Origin of the sequence: Kribbella sp. NPDC026596, assembly GCF_040638415.1 — a bacterium.
Classification (GTDB): domain Bacteria; phylum Actinomycetota; class Actinomycetes; order Propionibacteriales; family Kribbellaceae; genus Kribbella.
In genome coordinates this window covers 1-15,351 of record NZ_JBEZYF010000115.1, presented here as the reverse complement: position 1 = coordinate 15,351, position 15,351 = coordinate 1, and the positions used below count along the sequence as shown (strand labels likewise).

Genomic DNA, 15,351 nt, shown 5'->3' with positions numbered 1-15,351 from the left:
CGCGCCGCCACGCTCCGGCCTCAACCCACCGTCGCCTCCGCCACCTCGGCGGAGGCGACGGTGTCTTTGTCCGCCGCGCAAGTGGGTCAGCCGTGACGGATGAGGCGGGCACCGCTCTTTGCGCCGAGAATCGACAACGAGTGGGAGGGGATCCGCATGTGGTACGTGATCATGTTCTCCGGGCTGGCGATCCTCTGCGTGGTCGTGGTTCTGATCCGCAATGCCCGGGTCAAGGCCGGCGACAGCACCGCGTCACCGGGGAGCATCGGGTCCACCCACACCGAGCATGAGCGAACCCACCCCGAGCATGAGCGAACCCACGCCGAGCAGGACCAGGCTCGCCGCGAGCGGAAGCGCCGCCGAGCGCAGTCGAAGGCAGACCGCCGCAAGCGCCACTAACCACCCGGCGAGGCCCTCGTCCCCGGAGCCCGCGCCACCGACCGGCCGGGCGAGAGCTCCTTCGTGGAGCTCTCGCTTCAACCCGGCGACGCACTGGGTCGTGCACCTCGGATATATGGCCGGCCTGTCGCTTAGCGCCCGGGCTTGGCGGGCGGACGCGGGGAGCTCGGGACCTTGCAGACGTTCTGCGGTGTGCACCGTTCCCGGTTCTGGCCGTCCTGGCTCTTGTCGGCCGGGTTCTTGGCGTCCGGGTTCTTGGCGTCCCGGGTCGGGGACGGTTTCGCCGAGGCGTCGGGGCAGGGCTTGGAGTGCTGGTCGGTTTGGGGGGTGCGGGTTGGAGGGCAGGCGGGTCGGGCCAGGGCTCGGCCGACTACTTGGCGCATCGCCGGAGCCCAGCCGACGGCGGCTGTGGTCGGCTTCCGCTCCGGGGTCGGTTCGGCGGACGGTGCCGGCGTGGGTGAACCGGACTCCGACGGTTCGGCCTCGGACGCCTTCGGCTGTGACGGCGTCGGCTCGGACGGCTGAGGCGCCTCGGGCTCAGACGGCTTCGGCTCGGATGGCTTCGGCTCGGACCGTTGGGTCGGCTTGGACTCGGACCGTTGGGGCTCGGACGGCTTCGGCTGGGACGGTTGCGTCGACTCGGGTTCGGACGGTTGGGGCTCGGTCGCCGTCGGACGGGAGGGCGTCGGCTTGGGCGGTTGGGTCGGAGCGGGCTTGGACGGCTGCGGCGCGGACGGTTCCGGCTTGGGCGGTTGGGTCGGAGCGGGCTTGGACGGCTTCGGCGCGGACGGCTTCGGCTGGGGCGGTTGGGTCTGGGTCGGCTGGGACGGCTTCGGGTTGGTTGTAGTTGCGGGGGGTTTGGGGGCGATGGGCTTGCTGGGCAGGGGGACGACCGGGTTCGGCCAGTTCGGTGGCGCGGTCGTCGGCTGCGGGCGGGTCGTCGCTCGTGGTGGCCAGGCGGGTTCGGTGCGTTGGGTTGGAGCGGGTTTGGCGAGGACCGAGTCGCCTGGCTGATCGTCGGTCGGCCAGGGGCGGATCGCCGGCGGGTCGACGGGCTCGTTCGGGAGCAGGTCTCCGGTCGACGGCAGGCCGACCACCCGGCCGGCTTCGTACGTCCGGGCCAGCCCGAGGACTACCCGGACATAGGAGTCGGCGTTGTTATAGCGCCGTACCGCCTGACCGGCGCGGGCCGGGTCGCGCAGGTTCGACGTACCGGTGCAGAGGTATTGGGCGGCGCCCTGCGCGGCGTCGAACAGGTTGTTCGGGTCGGCGAACCCGTCGCCGTTGCCGTCCGCGTTCACCGAGCGCCAGGTCGACGGGATGAACTGCATCGGCCCGACCGCGCGGTCATACACGGTGTCGCCGTCAAGCGCGCCGCCGTCGGAGTCGCGGATCAGCGTGACGTTCGGCCGGCCGTCGAGCGGGATGCCGCGGATCCGCCGGGTCGCCGAGCCGTCGTCGCGCAGCTTGGCGCCACCGAACCGCCCGTGGTTGGACTCCACCCGTCCGATCGCGGCGAGCAGCGTCCACGGCACCCCACAGCCGGGGTCGCTGACTGCCAACCGCGCCTCGGCCTTCTTGTACGCCCGTACGGCGACCTCGGGGATCCCGCTCTCGCCGAGCGTGCTGATCACCGGCGCACCGGAGAGCACCATCTGCACCGGTTTCGCCACCCGGCCGGGCCCGACGGGGACCGCGACCAGCTGCTCCGGCTTGACGAACTCGTCCAGCACCTCGTCATCGATGAACGGATCGGCCGTCGACGCCTCCGCACCCTCGGCCGCGTCGTACCGGCCGGTCGGGGGGCGGTCCGGGAGCTGTGCGGTCCCCGACGCTGTCAGGGCCACCACCGCTGCGAGGGTCAACACCCCGCCGGCCAAACCCGCCGACTGCCAGCGATGCTGGGCCGCCGGCCGGCCGCGGCGATGCCGTCCGCGGTCTCGTCCGGGTCGTTTGCTGAGCTTGTGCAGTCCGGGCACTCGCATGATCTCGATCCCTCCACCGGTCCCCGCCCTTTTCCAGCGGTTCGCGGCAGACCAGGCACCGGATCGGTCCCGTCCGCACCAAGTCGCTGGTACGCCGGACCAGGTGAGGGCCTGACACACGAGTCGCCCCGGACCGCAGGGTCCGGGGCGACGTGAAGGCTTGTCAGGTCAGGGCTTCTTGGAGTCCGACTCGTGCGGCTCCGGCTCGCGGAGGGCGTCGAGCTCCGCCTTGGTCTTCGGGTCGAGCTCGGGCTCCGTCGTACCGTTCGAAGCGGCCGGCGTGCCGTTCGAAGCGGCCGGCGGGTCGTCGGTGTCCGCCGCGGGGTCTGCCGGGAGGGCGCGGGACTTGCGGAGGCTGGCGACGGTGGTGATACCGAGCGTGATGATGATGAAGCCGAGCGAGAACCAGATCGGGATCTCGGGAGCCCACTCGATGTGGTGGCCGCCGTTGATGAACGGGAGCTCGTTCTCGTGCATCGCGTGCAGCACCAGCTTCACGCCGATGAAGGCGAGCACGACCGACAGGCCCAGCGACAGGTAGACCAGACGCTTGAGCAGATCGCCGAGCAGGAAGTACAGCTGCCGCAGACCCATCAGCGCGAACACGTTCGCGGTGAAGACCAGGAACGGCTCCTGGGTCAGGCCGTAGATCGCCGGGATCGAGTCGAGCGCGAACAGCAGGTCGGTGGTACCGAGCGCGACGATCACGATCGCCATCGGGGTGACGAGCCGCTTGCCGTTCTTGATCACGGTGAGCTTGACGCCGTTGTACTCGTCGGTGGCGTTCAGCCGCTTCTTGGCGAACCGGATGACCGCGTTCTCCTTGAAGTCCTCGTCGTCGTTCTCGCCCTGCCTCGCCAGGTGGACCGCGGTGTAGAGCAGGAACGCGCCGAACAGGTAGAAGATCCAGGAGAACTGGTTGATCGCGGCCGCACCGACCGCGATGAAGATGCCGCGGAAGACGAGCGCCAGGATGATGCCCACCAGCAGGGCGGTCTGCTGGTACTTCCTGGGTACGCCGAACCTCGACATGATGATCAGGAAGATGAACAGGTTGTCCACGCTGAGGCTGTACTCGGTCAGCCAGCCGGCGAAGAACTCCCCCGCATAGTTGCCGCCGGAGAACGCCCACACCCCGAGGCCGAACAGGACCGCCAGACCGACGTAGAACGCGATCGCGATCGCGGACTCCCGGGTGGTCGGTTCGTGCGGGCGGCGGCCGATGATGAAGACGTCGAAGGCCAGCAGCGCGAGCAGCACGCCGACCGTGATGTACCAAACGTAGTCAGCAACGTGCATCAAATAACCTCCGGAGCTCAGACGAAACAGGACTCCGAAGGTCTCTTCCGCCGCGCTCAGTGTGATGAGTCCGGCCGGTGGCACCGGGCGCAGGAGCGAATCCTTGACCGTGATGACGATGCCGCCGCGAAGGAATACTCCCCTTCTCCACGACTATTCTGACGGGTCGATGTCCAAGACTCCAAATCCAGCGCGCCGTGTCCGCCTGTCGATATCGTCACAGCCCAGTCAGGGAATAATTGCGCAGCGTGATCAATTGGACCCCGATGAACGCGTGGTGTTCGTCTGCTACGGGCGTCTGCTCTTCGGCAGCTTGGCGACGATCGTCTCGTACGACGTGTCGATCAGCTCGAGGATCTCGTCGTCGGGAACAGTCCCGCCGAGGCGGACCGTGTTCCACCCGGATCGCCCGATGTAGGCCATCTTGCTGACGTCGTCGGGGTAGGTGTCGACGAGTTCGTCCGCCTCGTCCCGGTTGGCGCCGCACTTGAGCCCGACTCCCTCGCCACCGCCGAGGAACGCGAAGATCTTGTCCCCGACCTTCGCGACGACGTCACCCTCCCAAGGCTCGTCCTGCCAGGCGCCCGGCTTCGCCAGGCAGTGCGCGAGGATCTCTTCCCCACTCAGCCTCGTCACGCGTGGCTCACTGCTTCGACATTGTTGCCGTCCGGGTCGCGCACGAAGACCGCGTAGTAGCCGGGGTGGTACTCAGGCCATTCGCGGGGTTCGTGCAGGATCTCGGCGTCCAACTCCCGCGCGGAGGCGTGGAAGGTATCCACCGCCGCGCGATCCGCGGCGGTGAAGGCGAGGTGGATCTCCCGCTGCGCGCCGCCGGTCGTGTGCTTGCCAAGCCAGAACTTCGGTACGCCGTCCGGCCCGGACAGCCCGAGCACGTCGCCGAAGTCCATGCTCACGCTGATCCCCAGCGGACCGAGCAGTTGCTCGTAGAACCGCCGGCTCGCGCCCAGGTCGTCACATTGCAGCGACAGGTGATCGAACATTGCCGTCCTCCCCTGGTAGGTCTGACAGGCACAGTAGACCTCGCGGCGGACAGAACTACGCTGCTCGGCATGACTTCTGTCGTCGTCGCCGCGGTCCAGGCCGGTTCCACGCTGTTCGACACCCCCGCGACCCTGGTCAAGGCCGAGCGGTACCTGCGGGAGGCCGCAGCGGGCGGCGCGCGGCTGGTCGTCCTGCCGGAGGCCTTCCTCGGCGGCTACCCCAAGGGTCTCGACTTCGGCGTCACCGTTGGTTCACGGTCGCCCGAAGGTCGCGACACCTTTCGGCGGTACCGCGAGGCGGCCATCGAGGTGCCCGGTCCGGAGACCAGCAGGCTGGCCGAACTCGCGGCCGAGCTGGGCGTTCACGTCGTCGCCGGCGTCATCGAGCGCGATGGTGGCACGTTGTACTGCACGGCGCCGTTCATCGACCCCGTCGGAGGACTGGTCGCAAAGCACCGCAAGCTGATGCCGACCGCGGCCGAGCGCTTCCTCTGGGGCCACGGCGACGGCTCGACCATGCCCGCCGTACGCACGGAGTTCGGTGTGCTCGGCGCGGCGATCTGCTGGGAGAACTACATGCCGCTGTTCCGGCAGGCCATGTACGCCAAGGGTGTCGAGCTCTGGTGCGCACCCACGGTGGACGACCGTGATCAGTGGCAAGCGACCATGCGGCATGTCGCACTCGAGGGCCGCTGCTTCGTGATCAGCGCGAACCAGTACCTCACCCGCGCCGACCTCCCCGACGACGTCCACCCGATCCAGGGCGACGCGCCGGAGACGGTCCTGATCAACGGCGGCAGCGTGATCGTCTCCCCGCTCGGTGAGATCCTGGCCGGCCCGTTACGCGGTGGCGAAGGTGTCCTGCTCGCCGAGCTGGATCTCGGCGAGCTGGATCGCGGCAGGTTCGATTTCGATGCCGTCGGCCACTATGCGCGGCCGGACATCTTCACCCTGCACGTCGACGAGTCACCGAAGCACACTGTCGTATCGCGGGACTGACTACTTCGCTCCCGCGTTGGTCATCTGACGGAGCTCCTTCTTCAGCTCGGAGATCTCGTCGCGGTAGCGGGCCGCGATCTCGAACTGGAGCTCCGCGGCCGCGTTGTGCATCTGGTCGGTGAGCTGCTGGATCAGGTCGGCCAGGTCGGACGACGGCAGGCCGCCGGCCAGCTCCTTCGCCTTCTCCCCCGCCTTCGCCTTGCCTCCACCCGGCACCGGTGCCTTGCCGCGCGACTGCGTCCGGCCGGAGCCGAGCAGCTCGGCGGTGTCGGCGTCCTCACGGGCCAGCATGTCGGTGATGTCGGCGATCCTCTTCCGCAGCGGCTGCGGGTCGACGCCGTTCGCCTCGTTGTACGCGATCTGCTTGGCCCGGCGCCGATTCGTCTCGTCGATCGCCAGCTCCATCGACGGGGTGATCTTGTCGGCGTACATGAACACCTGGCCGGACACGTTCCGGGCGGCGCGGCCGATGGTCTGGATCAGTGACCGGCCGGAGCGCAGGAAGCCTTCCTTGTCGGCGTCCAGGATCGCGACCAGCGACACCTCCGGCAGGTCGAGGCCCTCACGCAGCAGGTTGATACCGACCAGAACGTCGTACTCACCCATCCGCAGCTCGCGGAGCAGCTCGACCCGGCGGAGCGTGTCGACCTCGCTGTGCAGATACCTGGTCCGGATCCCCATCTCCAGCAGGTAGTCGGTCAGGTCCTCGGACATCTTCTTGGTCAGGGTGGTGACCAGGACGCGCTCGTCGCGCTCGACCCGGATCCGGATCTCGTGGATCAGGTCGTCGATCTGGCCCTTGGTCGGCTTCACGATCACCTCGGGGTCGACCAGACCGGTCGGCCGGATGAGCTGCTCGACGTGCCCGTCGGACTTGTCCTGCTCGTACTGCCCCGGGGTCGCGGACAGGTAGACGGTCTGGCCGATCCGCTCCAGGAACTCCTCCCAGCGCAGCGGGCGGTTGTCCATCGCCGACGGCAGCCGGAACCCGTGCTCGACCAGCGTCCGCTTCCGGGACATGTCGCCCTCGTACATCCCGCCGATCTGCGGGACGGTCACGTGCGACTCGTCGATGACCAGCAGGAAGTCCTCGGGAAAGTAGTCCAGCAGACAGTGCGGCGCGGTACCGGGCTCTCGACCGTCGGTGTGCCGCGAGTAGTTCTCGATGCCGGAGCACGTGCCGATCTGACGCATCATCTCGATGTCGTACGTCGTCCGCATCCGGAGCCGCTGTGCTTCCAGCAACTGCCCACCGCGCTCGAGCTCGGCCAGCCGCTCCTCCAGCTCGGCCTCGATCGAGGTGATCGCGCGCTCCATCCGCTCCGGCGCGGTCACGTAGTGCGTCGCGGCGCCGATGTAGACCTCGTCCTCCTCGCTGATCACCTCACCGGTCAGCGGGTGCAGCGTCATCACGCGCTCGATCTCGTCGCCGAAGAACTCCACCCGGACGGCGAGCTCCTGGTACACCGGGAACACCTCGAGCGTGTCGCCGCGGACCCGGAACGTGCCCCGGGTGCCGGCCAGGTCGTTCCGCGCGTACTGCACGCCGACGAGCTTGCGGAGCAGGCCGTCGCGGTCCATCTCGGTGCCGACCTTCACGTGGATCATGCGGTTCAGATACTCGTCCGCGGAACCCAGGCCGTAGATGCAGGAGACGGTCGCGACCACGACCACGTCGCGGCGGGTCAGCAGCGACCAGGTGGCCGAGTGCCGCAGGCGCTCGACCTCCTCGTTGATCGAGGAGTCCTTCTCGATGTAGGTGTCCGTCTGCGGGACATACGCCTCGGGCTGGTAGTAGTCGTAGTAGGAGACGAAGTACTCGACTGCGTTGGCGGGGAAGAAGTGGCGCAGCTCGTTCGCGAACTGGGCGGCCAGGGTCTTGTTCGGCTGGAGGATCAGCATCGGGCGCTGGATCTTCTCGGCCAGCCAGGCGATGGTCGCGGTCTTACCGGTTCCGGTGGCGCCCAGCAGGACGACGTCCTGTTCGCCGGCGTTGATCCGCCGCTCGAGGTCCGCGATCGCGGCCGGCTGGTCACCGGCCGGTTCGAAATCGGACACCACCTTCAGCGGGGCGACCATACGCTGGAGATCCGAGACCTGTCTCATGCCCCCCACCGTACGACCCACCACCGACAGAATCTAAAACCCCAGGTCAGAGCACAAAAGACACCCACCTCGCTGCGCTCGGCGGGTGGGTGGGTTCCGCAAGTCACACGCTGGGTGGGTGCCGCACATGCTCCGTGGGTGGTTGGCGTAGGTCACATGCTCTTTATGACTGAGTTGTTCATGTAGATGAGTTCGTTGACTCGGCGTTCGTAGACTCTGGTTTCCAGGGCGGCGTCGGTGGCGGTGACGCGGTCGAACTTGTCCTGGTAGGCGGTCACGAAGCCCCGCATCGCGACCTTCTTCCCGGTCTTTCCCACCCACACGCCGGCGTACGACAGCGCATAGCAGGCCTTGATCGACTCGTTCGCCGGCTTGCAGGCCACGCCCATGCCGATCCGGACGCCCTGCATGCCGTTCGACTCGATGTCGACCAGGTGCTCGGCGAAGCCCTTCGCGTCGTACAACTCGGTCTGCCGGACCCAGTAGTACCCGTCGAGCAGCCCGCGCGCGTTGAACTGCTGCAGCATGTAGTTCTTCCCGCTCTTGGACGTGTCCCAGTCCGGCAGCCAGCCCTTGGCCGGCGTGAACCAGACACCCCAGCCGACCTCGACCCCGATGTCGTTCGGGCCTTTGGTGTCGTCCGGCGTGGGCGTCGGCGACGGCGTGTACAGGGTGCCGGTCGGGTCCGGGGTGTCAGTCGCGGCCGGGTCGTCAGCCTTTCCGCCGCCGGTGACCAGCACCACTACGCCGACCGCGATCAGCGCGACCGCGACGATCGCGCCGGCCATGATGATCCACTGGGTCCGGTTCGACTTCGCCGGGCGCTGCGGCGGCCGGTTCGGCCCCGGACCCCAACCACCAGACCGCGAGGGACCGGCGGGTCCGGGTCCCCAGCCGCCGGGAGCGGGGGCGGGAGGCGGTCCCGGGGGCGGCCCGTACTGCTGACTCATAGCTGTTCCTCGCGGTCGTTCAGGGGAATCGTCATCACAGGCTGTCGAGCACCGACTTCTTCATCGTCGTCGCGTCCGCCTCGGCCTTCTGGGCGAAGTCGACGCGGGTGCGGAAGTCCAGCGCGGTGACCACCTTGTCCTTGCGCCGGTACGCCTCGACGTAGCCCTGCACCTTCACGTCCGCGCCGGACTTGTCCTTGGCGGTGGAGGTGTAGCTGATCGCGACGCACTCCTCCAGGACGTCCTTCGGGCACGGCAGGTTCCGGACGTTGCCCAGCTGGGCGATCTCGTTCTCGGTCTCGCCCTCGACGATGCCGAGCACGTATGCCTGCGCGGTGACGTTCTCCTTCTGCCGGACCCAGAAGAACGAGCGCGGCTCACCGTTCGGTGCGTACGTTACGAGCTCCTTGCCCTGCGTCTCCTTCGCCAGCAGGCTCCAGCCGTCCACCGGTACGACGGAGACGCCGAAGCCGACCGCGATCGCGTTCGCGGGCGGCTGGTACGACGTCGTCGGCGAAGTCACCGTCGGCGTCGGGGTCGGCGTGGGGTCCGCGGTGTCGTCGCCGCCGGACAGCACGATCAGCGCGATCGCGACCAGGACGACCACGATCAGGCCGGCGGCGATCGGGATCAGCAGCGGCGGGAACCGCGGACCCTTCTTCTCCGGCGGTGGCCGCCGCAACGACGGCGGCCCGACCTTCTCACCCCAGGCCGAGCTCGTCTCCGTCGCCGGACCGGGGCCTGGCCCCGGTCCGGGGGTGTTCGGGTCGGCCCACGGCGACGGCGGCGGTGGCACTTCCAGGTCCCACGGCGATATGGGCCGCTCCGGTTCAGGCGTCGCCCCGTCGTCCTCGTCCGGACCGGGCTTGTTGACCCAGGGGTTGCCCGCGCCGGAACCCTTGTCGCGCTTGCCGCTCACTGGCTCTTGACCACCGACCGCAGCATCGCGGTCGAGTCCGGCTGGATGGTGGACACCTTGTCCTTGCGCCCGTACACCCGAATGATCGTGATGACGCCGTCGTTGCGCTCGATCACGCCGACGAACCCGACCACCGGCAAGCTGCCGTTCTGGGTGGTGGAGACCGCGTCGAAGCTTTGCGTGGTGACGACCTTCACGTCGGTCTTGTCGCCCTCGCCCGGCTTGGTCTCCTTCGGCTCGCCCTTCTTGACCGAGGACAGGTCCTTGGTCTCCGCGGACATCAACTGCGGGAGCACCGTCGCGGTGTTCTCACCCGCGTCGGCCTTCCACGCGTTCACCATGAAGTACGCCTCGCCCTGCTTGAGCAGGTAGACGCCGGTGAACTTGTCCAGGCTCTTGCGGAGGTAGCCCGGCTGCGGCTTCACGAAGACGCCCTCGGCGACCTCGATGCCCTCGTCGACGTTGCCGGTCGGCTCGGTGCTCTGGCTGGTCGTCGGCTCCGGGGTCGGCTCCGCCTTCTTGTCGTCGCCCTGGTTGAAGACGACGGCCAGCACGACACCGATCACTGCGACGACGGCGAACGCACCGCCGGCGATGAACAGGATCTTGTTGCCGCCCTTGCCGCGCGGGGTCCGACCAGCGTGCTGACCCCACTGCTGCTGGCCCTGGTACTGCTGTTGCTGCGGATACTGCTGTTGCTGCGGATACTGCTGCTGGCCGGGGTACGGCTGGCCCTGGTACTGCTGCTGCCCCTGGTACGGCGCCTGCTGCTGGCCGGGGAACGTCTGCTGACCAGGCTGCGGGTACGGCGGTTGGCCCGGCTGCTGACCGTATCCCGGCGGGGCCTGCGGCGGGCGCCCGTACCCGGGCTGGTCCTGCGGCGGCTGCTGCCCGTAACCCGGCTGCTGACCGTACCCCGGCTGACCCTGCGGCTGACCGGGCTGCTGTCCGTAGCGAGGCTGTCCCTGCGGCTGCCCATAACCCGGCTGACCTTGGGGCTGACCCGGCTGACCTTGGGGCTGACCCGGCTGACCTTGGGGATGACCCGGCTGACCGCCGTACGGCGGCTGGCCGCCCGGTCCGTGGGGCGGTTGTGGATTGCTCATACCTGCGTCTCCCCAGTCGTCGCTTCGTACCCACTCGCGCCCGCCGGTGCCGTCACACCCCGGGCGGACTTCGGCACGGATCGCACCGAGTTGCCGCACGCGGAGCAGAAGTCGGAGTGCGGGAGCAGCGGCATCTCACAGCGCGAGCAGAACGCCAGGTCGCCGGACGCGTGGTTCGAACCACCGCGCGCGGCCGACTCCAGCGCCGCCTCGAGAAGACCCTTGTGCAGCACGGTCCGCACCCGGATGATCAGCGCGCCGAGCAGCAGCAGGCCCCAGAGCACACCGAGGATCGCGCCGATGGTCGAGCCGTGGCCGCCGACGAAGCCGAGGAGGTAGACACCGCCCTGGAACAGTGCGTTGACCGCGATCGCCTGGAGTACGCCGGAGACCCAGCGCGGCGTGAAGCCGTCGTACCCCTCGCCCAGGCCGGAGAACTCCGCACCCGCGAGGCCGGTCGCCGAACCGTAGATCAGTGGCTTGATGAAACCGTGCAGGACCACGATCGAGATCCAGGTACCGGCGCTGCTGCCCGGACCGGCGAAGCCGCCGCTGATCCAGCCCCAGTGCAGCACCAGCGTCTCGAAACACGCGTAGCCGACACCGGCCACCACACCGAAGGTGAAGCCGTCCATCAGGTCGTCGTACCGCGGCCGGGAGGCCAGGTAGAGCGGGCCGATCTGCCGGATCAGCTCCGAGACGACCGGCACCAGCAGGAGCAGGATCAGCAGGTCACGCCCGGACGGGCCGGCGTCGTTGCCTCCGATCGTGTCGAGCGTGAGCGCGAGCTTGTCCGACCACAGCCAGGTGAACACCGCGGCCAGTACGCCGGTCAGCACGAACGCCGCGGCGACGACCGGGATCGGCTCGTCCTCCCAGAGGTTCACGTCGTACAGGTAGAGGATGTAGACGATCGGAATGGCGAACGCCGCGATCATGATCGCCACCGGCAGCGCACCGAGCGCGGCGGTCACGACGGTCAGCAGCAGGCCGACGCCGAGCGCGACCTTGTACGTGTACGGCTGCGTGCCGGAGCCCTGCGGCATGATCGTCGAAACCAGCTTGAACGACGCCACCGGCTCATCCGGCCTGGCAGCGTACGCGTTCTTCCGCTCGGCGTCCCCGGAGCGCACATCGTTGCCACAGTGGTGGCAGAAGTGCGACACCTCGGGGACGTCAGAGTTGCAGCGCGGGCAAACCACGCCATCCTCCCAACCTCGGACGTCCGGACCGGCGCGGGACGCGCCGTCGGTGGCCGGCCCGATCACTTCCCGGGCCGAACCGGGACAGATTCTCGTACAGCCGGTCCCGGATTCATCATTTACCGCGCAGGGGTCACCTTTTCGTGTCCGGACCGTGGCCTGGATCATGCGCTGCGTGGTCCTGTAGGGCGGCCCACACCTGATCGATCCGCTGGTCCAGATCGGCGAGCGTGCCGGAGTTGTCCACGACGAGATCGGCCACCGCGAGCCGGTCCTCCCGGGACGCCTGGCTGGCGATCCGCTGCTTGGCTTCCGCCTCAGTCATCCCGCGCTGCGATTTCAACCGCTCCAGCTGTACGTCGACCGGCGCGTCGACCACCAGGACGACGTCGAACCTGTCCGCCTGACCGGTCTCCACCAGCAGCGGGATGTCATGGACGACGATCGCGCCGGCGGGTGACTCTGCCTCGATCTCGGCGGCCCGCGCCCGGACGCGCGGATGGATGATCGCCTCCAGCCTCCGCCGGGCCGGCTCGTCACCGAACACGATCCGCCCGAGCGCCGGCCGATCCAGCTCGCCCTCGGCGGTCAGTACGCCGTCGCCGAAGGCCGCAACCACCTCGTCGAGCCCGCCTGTTCCCTTGGCGACCACCTCGCGCGCGAGCACGTCCGAGTCGATCAGCACGGCCCCACGGGCCGCCAGCCGCGACGACACCGCGCTCTTCCCGGATCCGATTCCACCGGTCAGTCCCACTCTCAGCACGCATGCACCTTACTCAGCGGCCTAGCATGGCTTATGGGGTGGTTGCGACGCCGGGCCGCACTCGAGCTCCGGCAGGTTCGATCGATGGCCGACGAGGACGTGATCCAGTTCGGCGAGGAGCTCGCGCGCTTCGGCGACATGCTGACCGGCGAGCTCGACACAGAGCTGCGGCACGACTATCAGTCCGCGCTCGATGCGTACGAGTCCGCCCGGCGGATGGTCGACAAGCTGACGTCAGCCGATTCGGTCAGCACACTGATCGACACTCTCACCGCCGGCCGCTACTCGCTGGCGTGCGCCCGAGCCCGACTCACGGGCGCTCCGCTGCCGGAGCGACGTACGCCCTGCTTCTTCAATCCACAGCACGGCCCGTCGAGCACAGATGTGGTTTGGACGCCGGCCTACGGACCGACCCGCCGGGTGCCCGCCTGCGCACAGGATGCGGCCCGCATCAGCGCCGGCGAGGACCCCGCGATCCGCATGGTCAGGTACGGCGAACAACAGGTGCCGGCCTGGGAGGTCGGAGCGCCGAACGAGTCCTATCTGACCGGCTTCTTCACCGCCAGCGGGGCACGGGCGCAGATCATGGAGCTGAAGATGCGGCTGAAGGGCGAAGGCCGCGGCCAGTGGGGCACCGACCTCGGCGAGCCGAAACCCCGCCGCGCCTACGACTGACCCACCGCAGACATACGGAACCCCCGCACCCAGTACGGGAGTGCGGGGGTTCCGGGTCTTGCTACCTACCGGGCCGGGATCAGCCCTGGCCGGTCAGCTTCTCGCGGAGCGCCTGCAGCGCCTCGTCGGAAGCGAGCGCACCCTCGACGGGAGCGTCGTCCTTCGGAGCAGCCGCAGAGGAGTACGTCGACGCCTCGCCGGCCTCGACGTCCGCCGTCTTGGCGTCCTCGATCTGCTTCTTGTGGGCCTCCCAGCGCGTGTGGGCCTCGGCGTACTGCCGCTCCCACTCCTCGCGCTGAGCGTCGAAGCCCTCGAGCCACTCGCCGGTCTCCGGGTCGAAGCCCTCGGGGTAGACGTAGTTGCCCTGGTCGTCGTACGTCGCGGTCATGCCGTACAGCGTCGGGTCGAAGTCGTCCGAGACCGGGTCGACACCCTCGTTGGCCTGCTTGAGCGACAGCGAGATCCGGCGCCGCTCCAGGTCGATGTCGATGATCTTGACCATGACGTCGTCGTTGACCTGGACGACCTGCTCCGGGATCTCGACGTGCCGCTCGGCCAGCTCGGAGATGTGCACCAGACCCTCGATGCCCTCCTCCACGCGGACGAACGCACCGAACGGAACCAGCTTGGTGACCTTGCCGGGCACGATCTGGCCCATCTGGTGGGTCCGGGCGAACTGCTGCCACGGGTCTTCCTGGGTCGCCTTCAGCGACAGCGAGACACGCTCGCGGTCCATGTCGACGTCCAGCACCTCGACGGTGACCTCCTGGCCGACCTCGACCACCTCGGTCGGGTGGTCGATGTGCTTCCAGGACAGCTCCGAGACGTGCACCAGACCGTCGACGCCGCCGAGGTCCACGAACGCACCGAAGTTGACGATCGAGGAGACGACACCCTTGCGGATCTGGCCCTTCTGCAGCTGGGTGAGGAAGTTCATCCGCACCTCGGACTGCGTCTGCTCCAGCCACGCCCGGCGGGACAGGACCACGTTGTTGCGGTTCTTGTCCAGCTCGATGATCTTGGCCTCGATCTCCTGGCCGACGTACGGCTGGAGGTCGCGGACCCGGCGCATCTCGACGAGCGATGCCGGCAGGAAGCCACGCAGGCCGATGTCCAGGATGAGACCACCCTTGACGACCTCGATGACCGTGCCGGTGACGACGCCGTCCTCTTCCTTGATCTTCTCGATCGTGCCCCAGGCCTTCTCGTACTGGGCGCGCTTCTTCGAGAGGATCAGGCGGCCTTCCTTGTCCTCCTTCTGGAGAACCAGGGCCTCGACGTGGTCGCCGACGTTGACGACCTCGTTCGGGTCGACGTCGTGCTTGATCGACAGCTCGCGGGAGGGGATCACGCCTTCGGTCTTGTAACCGATGTCGAGCAGGACCTCGTCCCGGTCGACCTTGACGATGGTGCCCTCGACGATGTCGCCGTCGTTGAAGTACTTGATGGTCTGATCGATCGCCGCGAGGAAGTCTTCCTCCGACCCGATGTCATTGACCGCTACCTGCGGGGTGCTGCGTACTGCGGGGTCGAGAGGTGCCTCGATGCTGGCCGTCATGTGGTGGGTTGCTCCGTGGACTGGTGGTGTTGTGCGGTCGCGTCATGAACCGTTGGATCGCATCAAACCGCTGGATTGCCTGAAGAGCACAGATTCACCACCGACTGCTGCGAGCACGAGCCTGCTCCGTCCGAGGTCGCGCGGGCCCATAGCGCATCTGACAGAATACCGGTCTTGACGAAGACAGCACAACCTGGGGCACCCGGTCCGTACCGGCCGCCCGCCGAGGTCTCCCGACGTGCCATTCATCTCAATGTACGACGTCCAGGGGGTGTGTGCTGACCCCGTCCAGTCGCGAGCAGGTGCTCGGTGCGGTGCATCGGCGTGCTGGAGCGAAGGTCTCGATGCGGAGCATCGTGGCCTTTGCGCCAGTGCGGCGAGGTGCCGTG

The 15,351-nt window shown here is 68.2% G+C and carries 14 protein-coding genes; 3 read left to right on the top strand and 11 right to left on the bottom strand.

Annotated elements, in window-relative coordinates; translation table 11 throughout:
• Positions 1 to 156: 156 nt before the first annotated feature.
• The gene (locus AB0E63_RS44745) at positions 157 to 399 is read left to right on the top strand and encodes a hypothetical protein (protein WP_360380512.1); all 243 of its coding nucleotides are present in this window, start codon (positions 157 to 159) and stop codon (positions 397 to 399) included.
• A 131-nt stretch (positions 400 to 530) separates the two neighbouring features.
• Here the strand turns inward: AB0E63_RS44745 and AB0E63_RS44740 are convergent, their stop codons facing one another.
• The 4 genes from AB0E63_RS44740 to AB0E63_RS44725 form a co-directional block, all read right to left on the bottom strand.
• On the bottom strand, positions 531 to 2,384 hold the full coding sequence (locus AB0E63_RS44740) for a hypothetical protein (RefSeq protein WP_360380510.1): 1,854 nt from the start codon (positions 2,382 to 2,384) through the stop codon (positions 531 to 533).
• 168 nt (positions 2,385 to 2,552) lie between these two features.
• Complete coding sequence (locus tag AB0E63_RS44735; protein WP_360380508.1) at positions 2,553 to 3,683, bottom strand: TerC family protein; 1,131 nt, start codon at positions 3,681 to 3,683, stop codon at positions 2,553 to 2,555.
• Between the two features lie 288 nt (positions 3,684 to 3,971).
• Positions 3,972 to 4,319: an MmcQ/YjbR family DNA-binding protein gene (locus AB0E63_RS44730; protein ID WP_360380506.1), complete on the bottom strand. Its 348-nt coding sequence runs from the start codon at positions 4,317 to 4,319 to the stop codon at positions 3,972 to 3,974.
• Entirely contained in the window at positions 4,316 to 4,684 is a 369-nt protein-coding gene (locus tag AB0E63_RS44725; RefSeq protein WP_360380504.1) for a VOC family protein, read from the bottom strand. Before AB0E63_RS44725 ends, AB0E63_RS44730 begins: the two co-directional genes overlap by 4 nt.
• Positions 4,685 to 4,753: 69 nt before the next feature.
• Between AB0E63_RS44725 and AB0E63_RS44720 the strand changes: the two genes are divergently transcribed.
• Positions 4,754 to 5,683 (top strand): nitrilase-related carbon-nitrogen hydrolase, encoded by a 930-nt coding sequence (locus AB0E63_RS44720; RefSeq protein ID WP_360380501.1) that lies wholly within the window; start codon positions 4,754 to 4,756, stop codon positions 5,681 to 5,683.
• Here the strand turns inward: AB0E63_RS44720 and uvrB are convergent, their stop codons facing one another.
• From uvrB to coaE, 6 genes are all read right to left on the bottom strand, one after another.
• Positions 5,684 to 7,789 carry an excinuclease ABC subunit UvrB gene (gene uvrB / locus AB0E63_RS44715; RefSeq protein ID WP_360380498.1) on the bottom strand — a complete coding sequence of 702 codons (2,106 nt, stop codon included), beginning with the start codon at positions 7,787 to 7,789 and terminating at the stop codon, positions 5,684 to 5,686.
• A gap of 152 nt (positions 7,790 to 7,941) precedes the next feature.
• Entirely contained in the window at positions 7,942 to 8,739 is a 798-nt protein-coding gene (locus AB0E63_RS44710) for a hypothetical protein (RefSeq protein WP_360380495.1), read from the bottom strand.
• 34 nt (positions 8,740 to 8,773) lie between these two features.
• Positions 8,774 to 9,658 (bottom strand): hypothetical protein, encoded by an 885-nt coding sequence (locus AB0E63_RS44705; RefSeq protein WP_360380493.1) that lies wholly within the window; start codon positions 9,656 to 9,658, stop codon positions 8,774 to 8,776.
• Complete coding sequence (locus tag AB0E63_RS44700; protein ID WP_360380491.1) at positions 9,655 to 10,764, bottom strand: hypothetical protein; 1,110 nt, start codon at positions 10,762 to 10,764, stop codon at positions 9,655 to 9,657. Before AB0E63_RS44700 ends, AB0E63_RS44705 begins: the two co-directional genes overlap by 4 nt.
• The gene (locus AB0E63_RS44695; protein WP_360380488.1) at positions 10,761 to 11,897 is read right to left on the bottom strand and encodes a PrsW family glutamic-type intramembrane protease; all 1,137 of its coding nucleotides are present in this window, start codon (positions 11,895 to 11,897) and stop codon (positions 10,761 to 10,763) included. The genes AB0E63_RS44700 and AB0E63_RS44695 overlap by 4 nt, the downstream gene beginning before the upstream one ends.
• Positions 11,898 to 12,099: 202 nt before the next feature.
• A complete protein-coding gene (gene coaE, locus AB0E63_RS44690) occupies positions 12,100 to 12,729 on the bottom strand; it encodes a dephospho-CoA kinase (RefSeq protein ID WP_360380485.1) in 630 nt (209 codons plus the stop codon).
• 84 nt (positions 12,730 to 12,813) lie between these two features.
• On the opposite strand from coaE, the gene AB0E63_RS44685 reads away from it, so the two are divergent.
• Positions 12,814 to 13,404, top strand: a complete 591-nt coding sequence (locus AB0E63_RS44685) for a hypothetical protein (protein ID WP_360380483.1) — start codon at positions 12,814 to 12,816, stop codon at positions 13,402 to 13,404.
• A 79-nt stretch (positions 13,405 to 13,483) separates the two neighbouring features.
• On the opposite strand, the gene rpsA is transcribed toward AB0E63_RS44685, so the two are convergent.
• The gene (rpsA, locus tag AB0E63_RS44680; protein ID WP_360380481.1) at positions 13,484 to 14,962 is read right to left on the bottom strand and encodes a 30S ribosomal protein S1; all 1,479 of its coding nucleotides are present in this window, start codon (positions 14,960 to 14,962) and stop codon (positions 13,484 to 13,486) included.
• Positions 14,963 to 15,351 lie beyond the last annotated feature (389 nt).

Excerpts from the sequence above, each read along its gene's own strand:
- rpsA (WP_360380481.1), bottom strand. The coding sequence starts at position 14,962 with ATGACGGCCAGCATCGAGGCACCTCTCGACCCCGCAGTACGCAGCACC.
- AB0E63_RS44685 (WP_360380483.1), top strand. The coding sequence starts at position 12,814 with ATGGCCGACGAGGACGTGATCCAGTTCGGCGAGGAGCTCGCGCGCTTC.
- AB0E63_RS44725 (WP_360380504.1), bottom strand. The coding sequence starts at position 4,684 with ATGTTCGATCACCTGTCGCTGCAATGTGACGACCTGGGCGCGAGCCGG.
- AB0E63_RS44710 (WP_360380495.1), bottom strand. The coding sequence starts at position 8,739 with ATGAGTCAGCAGTACGGGCCGCCCCCGGGACCGCCTCCCGCCCCCGCT.
- AB0E63_RS44735 (WP_360380508.1), bottom strand. The coding sequence starts at position 3,683 with ATGCACGTTGCTGACTACGTTTGGTACATCACGGTCGGCGTGCTGCTC.
- uvrB (WP_360380498.1), bottom strand. The coding sequence starts at position 7,789 with ATGAGACAGGTCTCGGATCTCCAGCGTATGGTCGCCCCGCTGAAGGTG.
- AB0E63_RS44720 (WP_360380501.1), top strand. The coding sequence starts at position 4,754 with ATGACTTCTGTCGTCGTCGCCGCGGTCCAGGCCGGTTCCACGCTGTTC.
- AB0E63_RS44745 (WP_360380512.1), top strand. The coding sequence starts at position 157 with ATGTGGTACGTGATCATGTTCTCCGGGCTGGCGATCCTCTGCGTGGTC.
- AB0E63_RS44700 (WP_360380491.1), bottom strand. The coding sequence starts at position 10,764 with ATGAGCAATCCACAACCGCCCCACGGACCGGGCGGCCAGCCGCCGTAC.
- AB0E63_RS44740 (WP_360380510.1), bottom strand. The coding sequence starts at position 2,384 with ATGCGAGTGCCCGGACTGCACAAGCTCAGCAAACGACCCGGACGAGAC.